We start from the raw sequence: 18,572 nt of genomic DNA, 5'->3' as shown, positions 1-18,572 counted from the left end.
CGGGGGCGGGACTCTCGTCGATGATGCTCACGGTGTTGCTCCTCACGCGTTCTGGGGAAAGCCGAGATCGATCTCGGGGGTGGCCGACGCGGCCCGATCGGTACGGGCGAGGAAGACGTCGGTCTCGATCCAGCGGGTGGTGATCGCCTTGGTCCGGGTGAAGAAGTGCACACCCTCGGTGCCGTGGGCGTGGCTGTCGCCGAACAGCGACGCCTTCCATCCGCCGAAGCTGTAGTAGGCCATCGGAACCGGGATGGGCACGTTGATGCCGACCATGCCCACCTCCACCTCGTTCTGGAACCGGCGCGCGGCCGCACCGTTCGCGGTGAAGATCGCGGTGCCGTTGCCGAACGGGTTGCGGTTGACCAGTGCCAGGGCCTCGTCGTAGGAATCCACGCGCACCACGTTCAGGACGGGGCCGAAGATCTCGTCGGTGTAGATGCTCATGTCGGTGCCGACGTGGTCGATCAGGGTGGGCCCCAACCAGAACCCGCCGGCATCGCCGTCGGGCTGCACCGTCCGACCGTCGAGGACGATGGCGGCACCATCGGCTTCCCCTGCATCGACATAGGAGGCCACCTTGTCCCGATGCACCCGGGTCACCAAGGGGCCCATGTCGGTGTCGCGGGTGCCGTCGCCGGTGCGGATGGCACCGGCACGCTCGGCGATCCGCGCGACCAGATCGTCGGCGATGTCGCCGACGGCCACGCACACCGAGATCGCCACGCAGCGCTCACCGGCGGAACCGAAGCCGGCATTGACCATCGCATCGGCGGCGACGTCGAGGTCGGCGTCCGGCAGCACGATGGCGTGGTTCTTCGCCCCGCCCAACGCCTGCACACGCTTGCCCGCGGCCGTGCCGGTGGCGTACACGTACTGGGCGATCGGGGTGGATCCGACAAAGCTGATCGCCTTGATCGCGGGGTGGGTGAGCAGTTCGTCCACGGCGGTCTTGTCACCCTGCAGGACGTTGAAGACCCCATCCGGAAGGCCCGCCTCGTGCCACAGTTCCGCGAGCCACAGCGAGGCCGACGGATCCTTCTCCGACGGTTTGAGGACCACGGTGTTGCCGGCGGCGATCGCGATGGGGAAGAACCACATCGGGACCATGGCCGGGAAGTTGAACGGCGAGATGATGCCGACCGGGCCCACCGGCTGGCACACCGAGTGCACGTCGATCTTGGTCGATGCGTTCTCGGTGAACCCGCCCTTCAGCAGATGCGGGATACCGCAGGCGAATTCGACGACCTCCTGACCACGGGTCACCTCGCCGAGTGCATCGGAGACCACCTTGCCGTGCTCGGCGGTGATGATCTCGGCCAACTCGCCTTTGCGGGCGTTGAGCAGTTCCCGGAAACGGAAGAGGATCTCGGTGCGCTTGGCCAGTGATGTGTCCCGCCAGGCCGGGAAGGCCGCGGATGCGGCATCGATCACCGCATGCGCATCGGCGACGTCGGCCAGCGCGACCCGTGCGGTCACCACGCCGGTCGCCGGATTCGTCACCGGTGCAGTCGTATCCGACGCACCCGGGAACACCTTGTTGTTGACCCAATGGGAGACGGTTGTCATCAGGACCTCTCTGGTCGAAGCGGCCACCTGGTCGCACCGACCCGGCGTGTCTGTTCCAGTCTCGGTCCCACATCGTCACGGTAGGGGTGACATGATGTACGTGATACGCCCAGCAGCTTTACACTCTGTCAATGACCATCACGGTGCGCGACGTTCTCGGTCTCCCGGAGTTGCAGCGCGGGGATCCGGTCGTGCTCAGCGATCGGCGCCTCGACGACGTCATCCGCTGGGTTCACGTGGGCGACGTCCCCGATCTGTCGGGCCTGCTCACCGGTGGTGAACTGATCCTCACCACCGGTGCCTCACTGGCGAATTGGCCGCAGCGATATCTCCAGGGGCTGTCGAGCTCCGGCGCGGTGGGCGTGGTCGTCGAGCTCGGCGCATCGGTTCCCACCCTCCCCGGCGCGGTGACCCGCCTCGCGCGCGATGCCGACCTGGCCTTGATCGTGCTGCGGCGCTCGGTGCGGTTCGTCGACGTCACCGAGGCGGTCCATCGACGGCTGGTGGCCGAACAGTACGAGGCGGTCGCCTTCGATCGCCTGGTCCACGAGACCTTCACCGAGCTGAGCATGAATCGCGCATCGGTCGTCGAGATCGTGGCCGCGGCGGCCCGGATGCTCGATGAGCCCGTCGTCCTCGAGGATCTGTCGCATCAGGTGCTCACCTCCTCGATCGCACCCCACGCCGACACCGCGATCACCCTCGACGACTGGGAGCGGCGCTCCCGACGGAACACCGATGGGCGTGCCGGCACCGAACCCTGGGTGTGGTCGACGGTCGGACCGCGGGGGGAGACGTGGGGTCGGGTGATCGTGCCGCGCAACCCGATCCAGCGCGATCGGACGGTCCGCGTACTCGAACGTGCCGGTGTCGCACTGGCCCTCAACCGGATGATCGAACGTGACCGGACGAGCCTGCATCAACGCGCCCAGAGCAGCCTGATCGACGACGTCGTCGACCGGCGGGTCACCACCGAGTCCGAGATCGCAGCCCGCGCGCACGCCCTCGGACTCGCGCGTGCACGACGGTACTGGCCGGTGGTGATCCGGGTGGACTCCACCGCCCCGGACGGCGATCCGCTTGCGGCCCAACGCAGATCCGCCCAGCTTCTCGACGCGGTCTCACACACGGTGCGTTCGGGCGGACACACCGGCTTGTTCACCGTGCGACCCCCCGGCGACATCCACGCCGTCGTCGCCCTGCGACCGGCGCGCGGCCAGGACCCGGAGTCGACGCTGACCTCGCTCGCCGACCACCTGCACGAGGCGGTCGCACGCACGGCCGGGGACACCCGGTGCACGGTGGCCGTCGGCGAACCCGACGGTGGGCTGGTACCGGCGATCCGTGCCCTCGCCGACGCCGCCCACGTCGCCGAGGTGGCCGGCGCCATGTCCGGGCGCCGCCGGCCCTTCTACCGGGCGTCCGACACCCGGCTGCGTGGTCTCGTCGCGGTCCTGAAAGACGATCCGCGCGTGCAGGCCTTCGCCGAATCCGAGCTGCGCCGCATCCTCACCGAGGCCCCCGAGCACCTCGACCTGCTGCGAAACCATCTGCAACTCAACGGGAACAAGGCCGCCGTCGCGCAGCGGATGCACATCAGCAGACCGGCGCTCTACAAGCGTCTGCGTGCCGTCGAGGACATCCTCGAGGTGGATCTCTCCGATCCGGAATCGCTGTTGTCGCTGTCGGTGGCGACGATGATCTACGACGTCGGTCGTGCCGCCCGCGCCGACGGTGAGCGCACTATCGGACCGGCTGCGGCGTCACCGCCACCACGAAGTCGATGATGGCCGATGCCACCGCGGCCGTCGCCGACAGCTGTGGCGCGTGGTCGCTGTCCAGGGTGACCTGCGTGGCTCCCGGAACCAGATCCTGCATCTGCCGCTGCGCCTGGATCGGCACCGACCGGTCCAGTGTGGCCTCGATGTAGCACCGGGGTAGCCGGCCGAATCGTTCCGGGGTCCAGGTGGGGGAGATGAGGCGGGCCGACTCGCGTTGCGGCACCATCTTTCGCGCTGCGGCCACTGCGTCGTCGGGTGCGGCCTCGTGGAAGAAGATCGTCGCGGCGGCCTCCGCCGGTACCGTCGACAGCGCACCGTCGGCGCTGTACTCCAGGTAGCGCGAGATCCCCACGGGCGCTGTGAGTCCGGCGCGATCACAGGCGTCGACGAACGACCCACCGGAGGGCAGCATCATGCCTGCCACATAGACCACACCCGCGACGCGTTCGGCGAGCGCCTCGGCGACATTCGTGGCGACCACGCCGCCGCCGGAATGACCGACGATCACCACCGGCCCCTCGACGTCGGGGATCTGTCCGATCACCGCGGCGACGACATCGTCGAGTTCGGCGGGTTCGTCGAGGGTCTCGCCCACCCCGGGCAGGGTCACCGGGATCGGTCGCATGCCCGCGTCGGTGATCGGTTGCAGGAGCGGGTTCCACACCCAGCTCCCGGCCCACGCACCGTGGATCAGGACGACGGCGGGTCCGGTCACGCCACACCGCCCTTCGCTGCGGCGAGCACGCGACTCGCCTCGCGCACCGCGGCCGTGTTCGCCTTGCCCTGACGCGATCCGGCGAGTTTGGCGGAGATGTGGTCCCGGACGAGGATGGGCTCGTAGGCCAGTCCGTCGTCAGCGTCGAGATGGCTGGGCAGGGTGGCGATGGTGGCATCGATGTTGCCGTCATGGAAGAACGCGACCGAGCGCCGGCGTCTGATCGTCCCGTCCACGATCGGCGGCTTCACCCGGTGCAGGGTCGAGGTCCACCGGTCGTTGGTCAGGCGCGCGGTGAGGTCACCGAGGTTGATCAGGAGGGCACCGTCGATCGGCTGTACGTCGTGCCAGATGCCGTCGCTGCCCAGCACCTGCAGGCCCGCGACCTGGTCGGCCCACAACACGGTCACCAGACCGAAGTCGGTGTGCTCACCCATGCCGGTGAGGTCGCCGTCGAGGGTGACGGTCCCTTCCGGCAGGGCATAGTTGTTCATCCGTAGCACGTCCACCGAGTGGTCGGTCAGATACTCGAAGTAGTCGCTCGGCAGGTCCAGTGCGTCGGCGAACACGGAGGTCAGTGTGCGTGCCACGCGGGCCGCATGCTCGTAGTAGGCCTCGATACGCGACCGGAAGTCGGGGATGGCCGGCCAGACGTTGATTCCGTAGTCGTCCTCGGACAGGTCGAGTTCGGGGTACCAGCGCGCCTCTGCACCGACGTTGAATGCCTCGAAGAAGTCGTTCATTCTGCTGGCCGATTCCAGACCGAGGCTCAGACTGAGGGATTCGCTCTTGGGTGGGGTGTAGCCGCGGTTTCCCGGAGCACGGTGGCCCTTCTTCTCGTCCAGCGACTGTGCGAAGAAGTCGTCGACCGCGTCGGCCAGGTCGGCGATCACCTGGTCAGGGACACCGTGTCCGAGGATCTGTACGAATCCCACAGTGGAACAGGCGGTGTCCATCTGTCGAGCGGCTTCGGCGCGATCGGCCGCACTGCCACCGGCGGTGTAGGCGCTGATGTCGACGACGGGAACGTCGAAGGCGGTCGTGGTCGTGGTATCAGTGTGCGACATCATTTTCTCCGATCGAGAGCTGGTTTGGGTCGGCAGGGTTGTGCGACAGGGCATCGCGTGCATGTTCGCCGAGTCGGGTGTGGTTGAGGACGAGGTTGAGCAGGAAGGCGGTGATGGCGGCGAGCGTGATCCCGCTGCCGAGGACGATCTGGGCGGAGTCCGGGAACTTGGTGAACATGCCCGGGATGAAGGTGGGCAGCATACCGATTCCGACGGCCACCGAGGCGATGGTCATGTTGATCGGGTCGCCGAGATCGACCGACCGCAAGGTGTCGACGCCGACGATCGCGACGACGGCGAACATGATCAGGCCGACCCCGCCGATCACCGGACCGGGTACACCGGCGACGAAGGCGCCGAGCTTGGGGACCAGACCGAGCGCGATCAGGATCACGCCGCTCGTCGCGGTCACATATCGGCTGAACACCCTGGTCGTGGCGACGGCGCCGACGTTGTTCGTGTACACGGTGTCGATGAAAGCGTTGAAGATGGCGCCGAGGATGCCGGAGATGCTGTCGCCGGTGAGCCCGCGCGCCAGATCGCCTCTGCTGACGTCCTTTCCGGTGATCTCGCTCAGGGCGAGGATGCTCGCGGTGGATTCGGCGAACACCACGACCATCACGATCGACATCGCGACGACCGCCGTCACCGGGAATTCCGGAGCTCCGAAGTGGAATGGATGCGGAATACCGATCCACGCGGCGTCGCCGACGGCGTCGAGGTTGTACATGCCCATCGGGATCGCGATCGCGGTACCGACGACGAGCGCCAGGAGCACGCCGAGTTGTCGCCACATACCACGGCCGAGGCAGAGGATCCCGACCGCGATTGCCATGATCAGCACGGCGAGGCCGATGTTGCCGGGCGAGGCGTAGTCGGCGGACTCGGGGTCACTGCCGACGATCAGGCCACCGGCGACACCGATGAGCGACAGTCCGACGACGGTCAGCACCGCGCCGGTGACCAGTGGCGGGAAGAACTTGAGCAAGCCGGCGAACAGCCATGCGAGTGGGATGCCGACGATCCCACCGATGAGCATCGAGCCGTAGACGGCGGGCATGCCGTACTCGTGGGCGATGAGGATCATCGGGGTGAGCGAGGCGAACGTCCCGCCACAGATGATCGGTAGTCGCACACCCACCGCGCGACCGATGCCGAGGCTCTGGACGAGGGTGATCACGCCGGAGATCAGGAGGTCGGCGGAGATCAGGATGGCGATGTCGGTGGCGTCCAGGCCGACTGCGGCACCGAAGATCAGCGGGACGCTGACGCAGCCGGTGTACATGATCAGCACATGCTGGATGCCGAAGACGACGAGTCGAGGGATCGGTGGACGCATGTCGACCGGGTGGACCTCCGGACGTGCCGGCGAGTCGGAGATAGCGGTCATGGGACACTCCATGTCGTAGGAACACGGAATATTCTCCAAAGCAATATTTCATAATCCGAGTCAATGGAGTTACGACTGGATTTCGCCTATGACGACCCGGTTACGGCCTCGATGGCCAGCACAAACCGTCGTCGGCCGAGACTGCTACGTTGCAAGCGTGGATGACGACCAAGCGATGCTCGCACGCACATTGGGTGCGTCGATCCGGAGTGCCCGGAAGGCAGCCGGGATGACGATGGCCGAGGTGGCCAGGCGAGCCGACCTGTCCCAGCCGTTCCTGAGTCAGGTCGAGAACGGCAACACGGCGCCCAGCGTCATCAACCTGCACAAGATCGCCCAGACGTTGGGAACCACCGCGCATGCCCTGCTCGAGCAGGGGAGCCGTCAGCCCACCACCGTCATTCGGTCCACCGATGCCCGGCGGTACAACCTGGGGCCGTCGGCCATCGTCCGATTCTGCCTGTCCGGGACACGATCACTCGACTGCAACGAGGTGACCGCCGGAGCACACAGCGGAGCCGAGGCAGCCACGACGCATGCGGGGGAGGAGTTCGTCTACGTCATCTCCGGCACGGTGCGCATGAACATCGACGGCGTCGATCACCTCCTGGAACCGGGAGACACCGTCCACTTCCCGGCAACCCTGTCGCATCAATGGTTCAACGACACCGACGACGAGGTACGGTTCCTCTTCGTCAGCACCCCGCCGAGTTTCTGACCCCGGGCCCGGCCGTCGAATCCCGTTGACCGGGCGCTACTTTCCGTTGATCGGGCGCCCAATCCCGTTGACCGGGCGCTACTCTCCGTTGACCGGGCACCCAATCCCGTTGACCGGGCGCTACTTTCCGTCGATCGGGCGCCCAATCCCGTTGACCGGGCGCCCAATCCCGTTGACCGGGCGCTACTCTCCGTTGACCGGGCACCCAATCCCGTTGACCGGGCGCTACTTTCCGTTGACCGGGCACCCAATCCCGTCGACCGGGCGCCCGGGTACGGTCAGGACGTCGGGCCCTCATGGGTCACGCTCGGTGCATTCATGCAGCCCGACTCATAGTAGAAGTTCCGGATCGTCGCGCTGTTGTATCCGAGATCCGCGATCGCCGTGCTGATCATTCGCGCTGCCGCGCAGTATCGTCCCACGTGTTGGTTCAACGACGCGGTCGCTGTACTGCGGTCTTGTCACCTCCTGACGACGCCGATAGTTCCCCACGCAACTCCCACATGCGCGGTAGATCTACCGCGCATGTGGGAGTTGGCCGCGCAGCCGACAAATGCGTGCGCAACTCACGCTGCTACCCTCGGCGCGATGACATCGTTGACGTCCGGCCTTCCCGACATCTCGCCGACAGCCCATCCCTTCGACGTCACCTACCGGGTCCGCATCGACGACTGCGATCCGACGATGACCGTCACCCTCGCCGGAGTGGCCCGCTATCTGCAGGACATCGCGATGGACATGATCGACCAGTCGCCGTTCGGCGCGACCAACCCGTTCTGGATCCTGCGACGCAACATCATCGACGTCATCGAGCCGATCACCTGGCCGGGCGATGTCGACATCACGCGCTGGTGTTCGGCGTCGTCGACGCGGTGGGTCGACATGCGGCAACGGATCACCGGAACACCCGCCCAGACACCGTTCAACCCCGACGTTCGGCCGAACGGACACATCGAAACCGAGAGCTTCTGCATCAACGTCACCAGGGACGGCCGACCGGCACGTATCACCGACGACATGCTCGAAGACCTGAACTCGGGCGTGACCGAGACCCGTCTGCGCTGGCATTCGATGAACCCCACCGACGTGCCCGACGATGCGGCAACCGCATTGTTTCCGCTGCGCGCCGCCGACTTCGACATGTTCGAGCACATGAACAACGCCGCCTACTGGCATGCGGTCGAGTCACAGTTGACCGATCACCGCGACCTCTTGCCCCGCCCGCACCGAGCTGTCATCGAGTATCTCAAGCCGGTACCGATCATCGATCACGTCACCATCCGGTCGGCGACCACCGACCACGGCGTCTCGCTGTGGATCTTCTCCGATCAGGTTCTGTGCACCACGGTGACCATCACCGCGTTGTGACCACGGCGCCGTTGCGCTGATTCCCCAGGCCCTGCAGCGACCGCTGCAGGGCCTTGCCGTTCTACGACGACGCACGCCCTCCACAAAAGTGGCGCCACATTTACAAAAATATGAGGCTCCGTTATGGTTGCGACGAACGCCACGCCGGGCATCAAGGTGTGACCGCCGACCATCAACGACTGTCGAGGAGGGCCGATGACCGACGCTGCTGCACGCGCCACCATCGAGGCCCCGCGGCCGCCGGTGACCCCCGATCCGCCGACCCCCAAGGGACGTGACACCCGGGATCGGCTCCTCGCCGCCGCGACCACCCTGTTCGCAGAGCGCGGGTACGCCGGTGTCCGGATCACCGACATCACCAAAGAAGCCGGCCTGTCCGGAGGGGCGTTCTACCGCTACTTCACCGACCGTCGCGAGATCATGCTGGTCCTGCTCCAGGACCTCACCGACGAGGCCTTCGAGTTCATTCGCGTGCCCTGGGACGACACCGATCCGATGGATGCCGTGATGCGTTCCACCGAACTGTATTTCACGTTCTACGAGTCGCACCGCGCACTGTTCGGGTTGTTGGCCGAGCTCGGCCAGACCGATCCCGAGGTGTCGGCACTCTGGGCCCGCGCCCGGCAGGCCTTCTATTCCCGGTTCGCCCACGTCCTGCGGCGCGGCGTCGAGTCCGACCGGCTGCGTGCCGGCGTCAACGTCGAGGTGGCCGCCGAGATGATCTGCGGCATGACCGAGTTCTACGCCTTCCAGCGCTACGCACTCCGGGATGGCGTCGTCACCGCCGTGACACCCCGAGAGGCCGCACGCACCCTTGCCGAGATCTGGGCGTCGGGAATCCTCCGACAACCCTGAACAACCCACAACCACACCATTTTTCCGCACTCACCGACGCATCTCGATGCGCCGGATGACCAGTCACACCCGACAATCAAGGAGAACCATGACCGACGCAGTGATCGTCGCCGCCGTCCGCACCCCGCTCGGCAAACGAAACGGGGGACTGTCGACCGTGCACCCGGCCGATCTGTCCGCACACATCCTCGACAGCATCGTCAGCCGTACCGGTATCGATCCGGCGATCGTCGACGACGTGATCTGGGGTTGTGTGAACCAGGTCGGCGACCAGACCTTCGACATCGCACGTACCTCGGTCCTCTCGGCCGGGTGGCCCGAGTCGGTGCCCGGCACCACCGTCGACCGCCAGTGCGGATCGTCGCAGCAGGCGGTGAGCTTCGGTGCGGCGAGCCTCGTCGCCGGCCACTACGACGCTGTGGTCGTCGGCGGCGTGGAGAGCATGTCGCGGGTTCCCATGGGCTCGGCCGTCGGGTCGGGAAATCCGCTGGGGGAGCGGTACATCGAGCGCTACGGAGATGAGTTCCCGAATCAGGGCATCGGTGCGGAGATGATCGCCGACGACTGGAAGCTGTCCCGCCAGCAGCTCGACGAGTTCGCGCTCATCTCCCATGAGCGGGCCGCGGCGGCCAGCGACGGCGGGCTGTTCGCCGACGAGATCGCTCCCATCGACGTCAAGGGCGAGACCGTGTCGGTCGACGAAGGCATCCGCCGGGGTGGCACCGTGGACGGACTGGCGAAGCTGCGTCCGGTGTTCCGTGAGGACGGACGTGTCACCGCTGCCAACTCGTCGCAGATCTCGGACGGTTCGGCCGGCCTGCTCATGATGACCTCCGAGGCCGCCGCGAAGGCCGGACTCACCCCGCTGGCGCGTGTCCATACCGCGGTCGTCGCCGGGTCGGCGCCGATGCCGATGCTGACCGGACCCATCCCGGCCACGCACAAGGCCCTCGCCAAGTCGGGTCTGAGCATCGACGACATCGGCGTGTTCGAGGTCAACGAGGCATTCGCGCCCGTCGTGCTGGCCTGGCAGGCCGAGTTCGGTGTCGATCTGGCGAAGGTGAACCCCCGCGGTGGCGCCATCGCGCTGGGCCATCCGCTCGGCGGTTCGGGTGCCCGCCTGATGACCACCATGCTGCATCACATGCGTGCCAACAACATTCGCTACGGACTGCAGACGATGTGTGAGGGTGGCGGCCAGGCCAACGCCACCATCCTCGAACTCCTCTGACCTACGGGGCCGAGATCGACTGCGGGGCCGGTGGATTCGGTACAACCGAACTCACCGGCCCCGTCGTCGTCCGCGCGGTCAGGTGAGGCAACCGATTCTCGTCATATCCCTGTCTGTGGCTGCGGCGCAGCGGGTTCCGGGACGTCGGCGATGTCGGCAGGAATCCGGCTGTCCTGACGCATGCCGTCGACCATCAGCCGCAGCGTTCGGCGCCAGAGTGCGGGGTGTGCGGCACCGCCGAGTTCGCGGGCGGCCCCGACCGCCGCGAGGATCAGCGGGACGTCGGCGCCGTGGAAACTCTGGCGCATCCAGCCGAGTTCCTTGAGCCTGTCCACCATCACATCCGATGCCGGGATGATCCGTTCGAGTGCCGCCGATTGTGCCGCGCCCGGAGACCGGACCTCCTGGAGCACGATCTGCCGGAGCCCCTTGTTCTCGGCGAGTTGAGCACACAGCTCTGCCAGGTGGTCGACGAACGACGTCGCCGGATCCTCGGCCCGCGACACCGCATCCATCGACATGACCACCGCATCCACCTGACTCGTGAACAGTGCGTCGACGAGACCGGCCTTGTCCCCGAAGCGCCGATAGACCGTTCCCACACCGACTCCTGCACGTTCGGCCACGTCGGCCATCGTCACCTCGAGGCCGTGCTCGGCGAATGCTCCCGATGCCGCCACCGTGATCCGTTCGACGTTGCGTGCGGCATCGCTGCGTAGCCGCGGTCCCGATTCGTTGGTCTCCGATGCCATGCGAGAACCCTACCGCGAGCAAACGGAATGACAGATTCCGTTTGCTCGGTTATGCTTGCCCGGTCAGAAACGGAACACTTGATTCCGTTTGGTTATCCGAGGGAGCCGCCCCCGTGTCCACCGACACCCAACCCACCCCGCCGAGCACGAGTCCACCCACCGTCGAGCCCCATCCACATCGCTGGTGGATTCTCGTCGTGCTCGCCATCGCCCAGCTCATGGTGGTGCTCGACGCCACGATCGTGAACATCGCCTTGCCTGCCGCCCAAGCCGATCTGGGATTCGACGACGACCTTCGCCAGTGGGTGGTCACCGCCTACTCCCTGGCCTTCGGCGGTCTGCTCCTGCTCGGCGGCCGCATCAACGACCAGTTCGGACGCAAACAGGCATTCATCATCGGCCTCGTCGGCTTCGCCGCGGCCTCGGCCCTGGGCGGGTGGAGCCCGACCTTCGAGGTGCTGGTCATCGCCCGCGCCCTGCAGGGCGTCTTCGGCGCACTCCTCGCACCCGCCGCGTTGTCACTGCTCACCGTCACCTTCTCGCACAGCGGTGAGCGCGGGCGTGCCTTCGGCATCTACGGTGCGATCTCCGGTGCCGGTGGAGCCATCGGCCTGCTGCTCGGTGGTGTCCTCACCGAGTACATCTCGTGGAACTGGTGCCTGTACGTCAACGTCATCTTCGCGGTGATCGCGCTGGTCGCCGCGGTCAAACTGATTCCCGCCCACAAGCCCGACGACGCGGCCGGCTCACTCGACTGGCCAGGCACCGTCACCGCGACCTTCGGTTTGTTCGCGCTGGTCTACGGGCTGGCCAACTCCGAGGTCAACGGGTGGTCGGACACCTGGACCATCACCTTCATCGTCGTCGGTGCGGTACTGCTGGCGGCGTTCGTGGTGATCGAGACCAAGGTGGTCCACCCGTTGCTGCCACTGCGCGTCGTCCTCGACCGGGTGCGCGGCACCTCCTACATCGTGATGTTCATCGCCGCGATCGGTATGTTCGGCGTCTTCTTGTTCCTGACCTACTACCTGCAGGGCACCCTGGGATACAGCCCGGTGGCGACCGGTGTCGCATTCCTGCCGATGGTGGCCGCATTGGCACTCACCGCAGCGGTGGTCGGCAACGTGACCCAGAAGGTCAGCCCGAAAATCCTTGTCGGCGTGGGTCTGGCGTTGTCGGCATGCGCGATGCTGTTCCTCACCACCATCGACGTCGACAGTTCGTACGCGACCGGTGTGTTGCCCGGTCTGCTGATGTTCGGCATCGGCCTCGGGTCGGTGTTCGCCACAGCGATGGGCTTCGCGACGAGCGGAGTGGCCGCCGAGGACGCCGGAGTCGCCTCCGCCACGGTCAACACCGCCCAGCAGGTCGGCGGATCGATGGGTATCTCACTGCTGTCGAGCTTCGCGGCGACCGCCGCGGCCGACTATGTCACCGCGCACCAGCCCGGCCCGACCGCCACACCGGAGGCCCTGCTCGCCCTCGAACACGGCACCCAGCTCGCGAGCTACCACACCGCATTCTGGTGGTCGGCAGGCTTCTTCGCGGTGGGCGCCGTCATCGCAGCGCTGCTCTACCCGGCGAAGCCGCCGAAGATCGACGCCGAAACCGTGGTGATCGCCCACTGATCGGCACCCACCGATCGGGGTGGGTACCGGCCGTCAGCCCAGGGACCGAAGGATCTCCGGGGTCACCGGATCGACGATGTCGGTGACCTCGGGATGCTTCGACACATACCGTGCGACTGCCGGGCACACCGGCACAACACGGAGTCCGGCGCTTCGGGTCTCGGCGAGGGCATTGTGGATCAGGGTGGTGGCAAGGCCTCGCCCGCCGAACTTCTCCTCGACGACGGTGTGCGGGAAGATCCGTTGCACGCCGCGATCGATGAACACGGTGAATCCGGCGAGCTCACCGTTCACCGTGATCTCGAACCGCCCTTCGGCGTCGTTGCGGGTGACGGCGATGACGTCGTCGGTGTTCTGGTCGGTCACGGGCTTCTCCTCGGTTCTCGGGCTGCACCGTCGCGGCGCATCTCGAATGGATTCGACACTCTCGCCCCCGCGCAACGTCGTTGCGGTCCGCGGCATTCCGGGCCGGTGCACCAGAGCGCGGGTCAGGGCGCCAGGGCCTGCGCCTTCACCAGCCGTTCGGCCATGTCGGTATCGATCTGATCAGGTCGACAGGCACGAAGGTACCGTTCCAGGATGGCGATCTCGGCACCGATATCGCCTGCCTTGCGATACAGGATCGCCGCCTGCTCGGTGTACCAGGGGGCAGGGGAGTACCCGTGGAATCGTGCATCCCGCTCCGCGGCGTCGACACATTCGAGTACGAGTCGGAGTGCCTCGCCGTTGTGCTGGGCCCGTTTGAGTTGTTTGACCTCCTCGGCCCATTCGACGAAGTCCCTACCGCGCACGAGCCGACGACGCTGATCCTCCGCGGTCGATCCTCCGGCTGCCAGACGGGTGCGCCGGGTGTCCGCCAGCTCTGCGGCATGCATTCGCGCGCGAGCCGACGATTCGGTTTCGTCTTCGGCGTCATAGGCCTGTTCGTATGGCCCGAGGATGATCCGGGCCGGCGCCCTGGTGCCGGCGGGAACGAAGATCCGGCACCGTACGGCGCAGTCGTGGCCGTGATGCTGGGGATGCCGGATGACCTCCCGCACCATCTCCGCCTCCAATGCACTCACGTACCCGACGAGTCGGCGGTCCACGTAGACCGCGAGCGGCCCCCAACCCTGGGGGCCATGGTCGAGTTCTCGGACGATGGCGGTGGTGTGGTGGGCTCGCCCGCGAGGGATGTTCGCGTCGTCGAGGATGGTGTCGATGGCCTCGATGTGGTCCTTTTCGTAGGACAGTTCGGCGGCTCGGGGAAGCACGATCTCGTCCGCTGGGCGCAGTGCGGTGAGGTAGCTGTCGCCGGGGTCGATGATCTCGTGACGGACCGGCGCCGCGGGTTCCGGCGTTGCGCGTACGGTTCCGGCGAGCTCACGTGCCCGTTCCAATCGGTCGCGTAATCCTTTGGTGCCCAGGTGTTCCGGATCGTCACGCAGGAAGCGTTCGAGGATCATGACCTCGTCGTCGTACTGTTTGCGTGACCGATAGATGATCGCGGCCTGCTCGGTCGGCCACGTCGCCGGGCGTGACACCAGTATCGCGGCACTGCGTTCGGCGGCGTCGATGCACGCATGTAACAACACCAGCGCGCGGTCGGTGTCGCCGTCGGCGCGGGCCTGGGCGATATCGGTTCGTAGTGAGGTGAATTCGCGGCCGTCGACGAGTGCGGCGTCGGCGGCTTCGTCCAGTCGTCGCAGAACCGCCGCATCGCTGAGCCGTTCGGTCCCGTCGGGGCTGATGCGACCCGGCCATGTGGGCCGATCGACGTAGCGCCACTCCGGTTCGCGATCGCCAGCGGGTTCGAGGGTCACCCGCGCCGACCACGTTCCGTGCTCATAGATCGCCCAGATCCGCGCCTCGACGGTTGCTCGCTGGCCGCGTTCCATGAGTTGCAGGACTGTGGCCTGGATTGCGGGGGACACCTCGGCTGGGACGTAGCCGACAGACAGCATGTCGATATACACGGCGACAGCATTCGTGTCGTGTGGATTCCAGGGCTCGGCGACCAGTTCTGCATCGCGCCAGATGACCCCGCCGAGCGGCTTGTCGGCGCGGGCGAACAACTGTGAGAAGGAATCCCGGTGATGACTTTCACCGGCGATCTCCAGATCACGCACGTCCAGGACAGGATTGTGCGGAGGCTCCGGACGAACTGCCGGACCCGACGTCGCGGCCCGATTGACCTCGGCGACTTCCTTCAACCAGTCACGCAGTTGCTCGAACCGCGGCTGCATCCGGCGGGTGAAGACCACGGTGTGCGCGTCCCCGGGTTCGGCCTTGCCTGCGGGAACCCCGGCCACCGCGAGCTGGAGGAAACCGTTCGCCAGACGTGTCGCAGGTTTGAAGTGGTAGCCCAGCACCTGACTGAGCGGGACCCGGTCCCCGGCACCGAACACCGCACCGACGACCGCTCGATTGACCTTGGTGATCGTCGTTGCGTCGACGTCGAAGCGAGCGCCGTATCCCTGGTAGGACGTGGTGCCGAATTCGGGAATGTCAGTGTTCACGGTGCGCTCGCCTCCCGAGGTCACGCTATCAATCGACCGAACGACATCCCCTTCGGGTGTGTGATGATGTCAAGGCTGCCGGGATGAAGTGAAGGTGTGGAACGTGGTCGAAGTGAGTCCCAAGTTCGTCGGGAAAGACGTCGAGGTCTGGTGCAAGGCTATCGCCCACGAATTGGCCGTAGGCGAGATCATCTGGGCCTTTGTGAGTGCCTCGGACACTCGACCGGCAACCATCGCGACCGTGATCACGAATTCCCGCATAGCGGGCTTCTACCCAAGTGTCCGAGCGTCCAAACGACTCCCGACAGAAGTGCCCGGTGATCGAATCCGCAGCATCGAGTTCCCCTCGATCGGCGACAAGACGCACATGACCGTCCTCACCGAGGACGGACAGACAGATTTCGGTGAGATCGATCCAGCCGATATCGATTTCGCCAGGTACTACGTCGAATACCTTCGGAACACAACTACCGACGCCCACACGGCGATTCCTACCGAGGTCGGGTCGGCGACCGAAGAACCTCCTGTCGTGATGTCACCAACGGGCCCGGGCTCGACGAAGCTCACATTTGTCAAACAGGAGGACCCGACAGGCCCTGTCTCCATCGCTGAGCCTGCGCACGTACTGGCAGAGCCATCAACGCCCGCTGACGTCGATGGCCCCCCGTCCTCGTCAGTGCCCGCGCTGAGCCCGAAGATCAAGGAGAAGAAGGCCGCCAAGTGGACTCAGGCGATCACGCCAGATCTCTACGCCGGTGAGAGTATCTGGGCCTTCGTGAATGCCGCGAGGTTCAAACCGGCCACGGTCGCCACTGCGATAACGAACGCGCGCATCATCGGTTTCACCCACTTCGGCCAGACCACCGACAAGCGCATTCTGCTCGAGGTGGCAGGTGATCAGATTCGTGGACTGGACTTCTCCACCAAGGGAGGTCTTCCGCACTTCCGGATACAGACCGACGCCGGCGAGGTCGACTTCGGATCGTTCGACGCCAACGAAGTCGATTTTGCGCGGCACTACGCCGAGTATCTGTGGCACAACGGCATCGATCCAGTCGCGCAGCAAGCGGCCATGCAGCAGAGGCAGGAGGCTGTCGCCGCGGCTGGGGTCCGGAACACGTGGTTGCGCCAGCGGGATGCCATCCCGGTCTTCGGTACGGCAATGAAAGACAAATGGTGGGACGACATCAGTCGCCACTCACGCCCAGAAGAATTGCCGTGGTTCGTCATCAACAGCGGAATGGAGGGTCGGCTGGTTGCCTTCGAGGACCGCTTGCTGATCTCGAAGAAGGGGTTCATGAGCGCTTCTTTGGGAGGCAGTCGAGAAACGATATTTCTGTACTCTGACATCACCAACATCGAGTACAACAGCGGCTTCATGAACGGTGTCCTCGAAGTGCTGACACCGAGTTACCAGGGGACGGCCAATCACGACTACTGGCGATCCTCGGGCAAGTCCCGCAACAGCGCATCTGACGACCCAAGAACTCTGTCGAACTGCTTACCCCTCATCAAGGTGACCTACCGCGAGGCCCAACCGATGCTGAATGAGCTGCAACAGAAGATCGCGGCATCGAAGCGGACACAAGTCATCGTCCACCACGCATCAGATTCCGTGCAGCCCGCGGGCCCTGCTCCTGTGACCGGGCTGGCAGACGAACTCGCGAAGCTCGCAGACATGCACCAACGAGGAATCCTGGACGACGACGAGTTCAAGGCGGCCAAGGGCGCGCTGATAGCGCGGATGTCGTGACCGTCTCCGGTCAGTGGCGATGATGTCCGACGGCGTGACAGGATGAAGGACGTGCTGCAGTGGAATTGAGTCCGGTGATCGCCTCCTTTGTCGCCGACAGCGTGTGCGAGAAGCTGGCCGCCGACATGCTCGACGGTGAAGAAGTTCTGGCGCTCGTGTCCGTGATCAGTTCCCAACCCGTCACCCTCATGACTGCGATCACGACCCATCGGGTCCTGGGTGTTCAGCCCTACGCGCTCGATTCACGCAAGCAGGTGCCCATCTGTGCAGAAGGCGAGCAGATCACCGGCGTACGGATCACTCCCACAACGGGCATCGACCACCTGATCATCGAGACCGTCGAGGGCGAGATCGATTTCGGTATAGTGAGCCACCCCGATGACATGAAGGTGGCCAGGAAACACATCGAACAGCTCCGACGTTTCACCGCACCGTCGATCAGTTCAGTGGTAGGTGAGGCCCCCACCCCGACCGCACCGGCTTCCGGCCCACGGTCATCAAAACTGAGCTTCGTCAAACCGACTACTCCTACCGACACGATGAGTCGGTCGACGCCACCGCTTCAAAGTCCGGGACTGACACAAGCAGACGCCCAGAACTGGTGTGCGGCAATCGCCCCAGACCTGCCCCCCGGAGAGTCGATTCGCGAGCTGGTGCGCGTGACCCGATACAAACCGACGACGACAGGCACCGCATTCACGAACAGACGCATCATCGGCTTCGCACATATGGGCAAGACGACAGAAGAACGTGTCTTGCTGGAGGTGGTGGCCGACGACATCCGGTCCGTCGACTTCCCGATCAGGGCCGGCCTGCTGAGCCTCTGCGTGACGACCGACGGCGGTCAACTCAACTTCGGAACGTTCGATCCACAATCAGTCGACTTCATCAAGCGCGCGATTCACCGCCTTCGCAGTGGCGACGACGATCCACCGGCTGCCACAGCCGCCGTCGTGGAGTCGCGGCAGCCTGATTCAATTCCTGCCGGTTCGGACGTCGACGAAGATCCCGACCCCGATGCAGTCGGAGGACTTGCCGGAGAACTGGCCATGCTGGCCGACCTGTATCAACGTGGTCTGCTCGATGCCGACGAGTTCAAGTCGGCCAAGGCCGCGACAATTGCCAAGTTGTCGTAGTCCGGCCTGACTGTCCCGGACAACTGCCGGGGGATGGTCACGGCCTATCGGCCGACGCCCGAGTGTCACCAGTCCCTTCGACAGGAAGGCATCTTCCATGCTGGTCGTTGG

Annotated in this window: 15 protein-coding genes; 8 read left to right on the top strand and 7 right to left on the bottom strand. The window is 65.6% G+C overall.

Going from position 1 to position 18,572, the window contains the following annotated elements; translation table 11 throughout:
- Window positions 1-42: 42 nt before the first annotated feature.
- Window positions 43-1,572 (bottom strand): CoA-acylating methylmalonate-semialdehyde dehydrogenase, encoded by a 1,530-nt coding sequence (locus Q9K23_RS00315; RefSeq protein ID WP_082365804.1) that lies wholly within the window; start codon window positions 1,570-1,572, stop codon window positions 43-45.
- Between the two features lie 128 nt (window positions 1,573-1,700).
- Between Q9K23_RS00315 and Q9K23_RS00310 the strand changes: the two genes are divergently transcribed.
- Complete coding sequence (locus Q9K23_RS00310) at window positions 1,701-3,356, top strand: PucR family transcriptional regulator (protein WP_053776814.1); 1,656 nt, start codon at window positions 1,701-1,703, stop codon at window positions 3,354-3,356.
- On the opposite strand, the gene Q9K23_RS00305 is transcribed toward Q9K23_RS00310, so the two are convergent.
- From Q9K23_RS00305 to Q9K23_RS00295, 3 genes are read right to left on the bottom strand one after another with little or no spacing between them, the layout of a single operon-like run.
- Window positions 3,313-4,065 carry an alpha/beta hydrolase gene (locus Q9K23_RS00305; RefSeq protein WP_020790361.1) on the bottom strand — a complete coding sequence of 251 codons (753 nt, stop codon included), beginning with the start codon at window positions 4,063-4,065 and terminating at the stop codon, window positions 3,313-3,315. The genes Q9K23_RS00310 and Q9K23_RS00305 overlap by 44 nt on opposite strands.
- Window positions 4,062-5,132: a 2-oxoglutarate and iron-dependent oxygenase domain-containing protein gene (locus Q9K23_RS00300; RefSeq protein ID WP_020790357.1), complete on the bottom strand. Its 1,071-nt coding sequence runs from the start codon at window positions 5,130-5,132 to the stop codon at window positions 4,062-4,064. The genes Q9K23_RS00305 and Q9K23_RS00300 overlap by 4 nt, the downstream gene beginning before the upstream one ends.
- Window positions 5,119-6,471: a nucleobase:cation symporter-2 family protein gene (locus tag Q9K23_RS00295; RefSeq protein ID WP_152972681.1), complete on the bottom strand. Its 1,353-nt coding sequence runs from the start codon at window positions 6,469-6,471 to the stop codon at window positions 5,119-5,121. Before Q9K23_RS00295 ends, Q9K23_RS00300 begins: the two co-directional genes overlap by 14 nt.
- A 208-nt stretch (window positions 6,472-6,679) precedes the next feature.
- Here Q9K23_RS00295 and Q9K23_RS00290 point away from each other — a divergent pair, with 208 nt between their 5' ends.
- The 4 genes from Q9K23_RS00290 (at window position 6,680) to Q9K23_RS00275 (ending at window position 10,694) form a co-directional block, all read left to right on the top strand.
- Window positions 6,680-7,240: an XRE family transcriptional regulator gene (locus Q9K23_RS00290; RefSeq protein ID WP_053776815.1), complete on the top strand. Its 561-nt coding sequence runs from the start codon at window positions 6,680-6,682 to the stop codon at window positions 7,238-7,240.
- Window positions 7,241-7,828: 588 nt separating this feature from the next.
- Window positions 7,829-8,608 carry an acyl-ACP thioesterase domain-containing protein gene (locus Q9K23_RS00285; protein ID WP_020792508.1) on the top strand — a complete coding sequence of 260 codons (780 nt, stop codon included), beginning with the start codon at window positions 7,829-7,831 and terminating at the stop codon, window positions 8,606-8,608.
- A 195-nt stretch (window positions 8,609-8,803) separates the two neighbouring features.
- Window positions 8,804-9,463, top strand: a complete 660-nt coding sequence (locus tag Q9K23_RS00280) for a TetR/AcrR family transcriptional regulator (protein WP_020792504.1) — start codon at window positions 8,804-8,806, stop codon at window positions 9,461-9,463.
- 88 nt (window positions 9,464-9,551) lie between these two features.
- Window positions 9,552-10,694, top strand: a complete 1,143-nt coding sequence (locus tag Q9K23_RS00275) for an acetyl-CoA C-acyltransferase (protein ID WP_053776816.1) — start codon at window positions 9,552-9,554, stop codon at window positions 10,692-10,694.
- 101 nt (window positions 10,695-10,795) lie between these two features.
- Here Q9K23_RS00275 and Q9K23_RS00270 read toward each other — a convergent pair whose 3' ends face one another.
- Window positions 10,796-11,446 (bottom strand): TetR/AcrR family transcriptional regulator, encoded by a 651-nt coding sequence (locus tag Q9K23_RS00270; protein ID WP_053776817.1) that lies wholly within the window; start codon window positions 11,444-11,446, stop codon window positions 10,796-10,798.
- A gap of 113 nt (window positions 11,447-11,559) precedes the next feature.
- On the opposite strand from Q9K23_RS00270, the gene Q9K23_RS00265 reads away from it, so the two are divergent.
- Window positions 11,560-13,074 (top strand): MFS transporter, encoded by a 1,515-nt coding sequence (locus Q9K23_RS00265; protein ID WP_020789461.1) that lies wholly within the window; start codon window positions 11,560-11,562, stop codon window positions 13,072-13,074.
- Between the two features lie 33 nt (window positions 13,075-13,107).
- On the opposite strand, the gene Q9K23_RS00260 is transcribed toward Q9K23_RS00265, so the two are convergent.
- Both Q9K23_RS00260 and Q9K23_RS00255 read right to left on the bottom strand, forming a co-directional pair.
- A complete protein-coding gene (locus Q9K23_RS00260; RefSeq protein WP_152972673.1) occupies window positions 13,108-13,536 on the bottom strand; it encodes a GNAT family N-acetyltransferase in 429 nt (142 codons plus the stop codon).
- 26 nt (window positions 13,537-13,562) lie between these two features.
- Window positions 13,563-15,572, bottom strand: a complete 2,010-nt coding sequence (locus Q9K23_RS00255; RefSeq protein ID WP_152972674.1) for a hypothetical protein — start codon at window positions 15,570-15,572, stop codon at window positions 13,563-13,565.
- 103 nt (window positions 15,573-15,675) lie between these two features.
- Between Q9K23_RS00255 and Q9K23_RS00250 the strand changes: the two genes are divergently transcribed.
- Both Q9K23_RS00250 and Q9K23_RS00245 read left to right on the top strand, forming a co-directional pair.
- Entirely contained in the window at window positions 15,676-17,325 is a 1,650-nt protein-coding gene (locus tag Q9K23_RS00250) for an SHOCT domain-containing protein (protein ID WP_305950337.1), read from the top strand.
- A 59-nt stretch (window positions 17,326-17,384) separates the two neighbouring features.
- Window positions 17,385-18,461 carry an SHOCT domain-containing protein gene (locus Q9K23_RS00245; RefSeq protein WP_053776821.1) on the top strand — a complete coding sequence of 359 codons (1,077 nt, stop codon included), beginning with the start codon at window positions 17,385-17,387 and terminating at the stop codon, window positions 18,459-18,461.
- Window positions 18,462-18,572: the final 111 nt, after the last annotated feature.

Source organism: Gordonia sp. NB41Y, assembly GCF_030718915.1.
Classification (GTDB): Bacteria; Actinomycetota; Actinomycetes; order Mycobacteriales; family Mycobacteriaceae; genus Gordonia; species Gordonia desulfuricans.
This window is presented reverse-complemented; position numbering and strand designations above follow the sequence as displayed.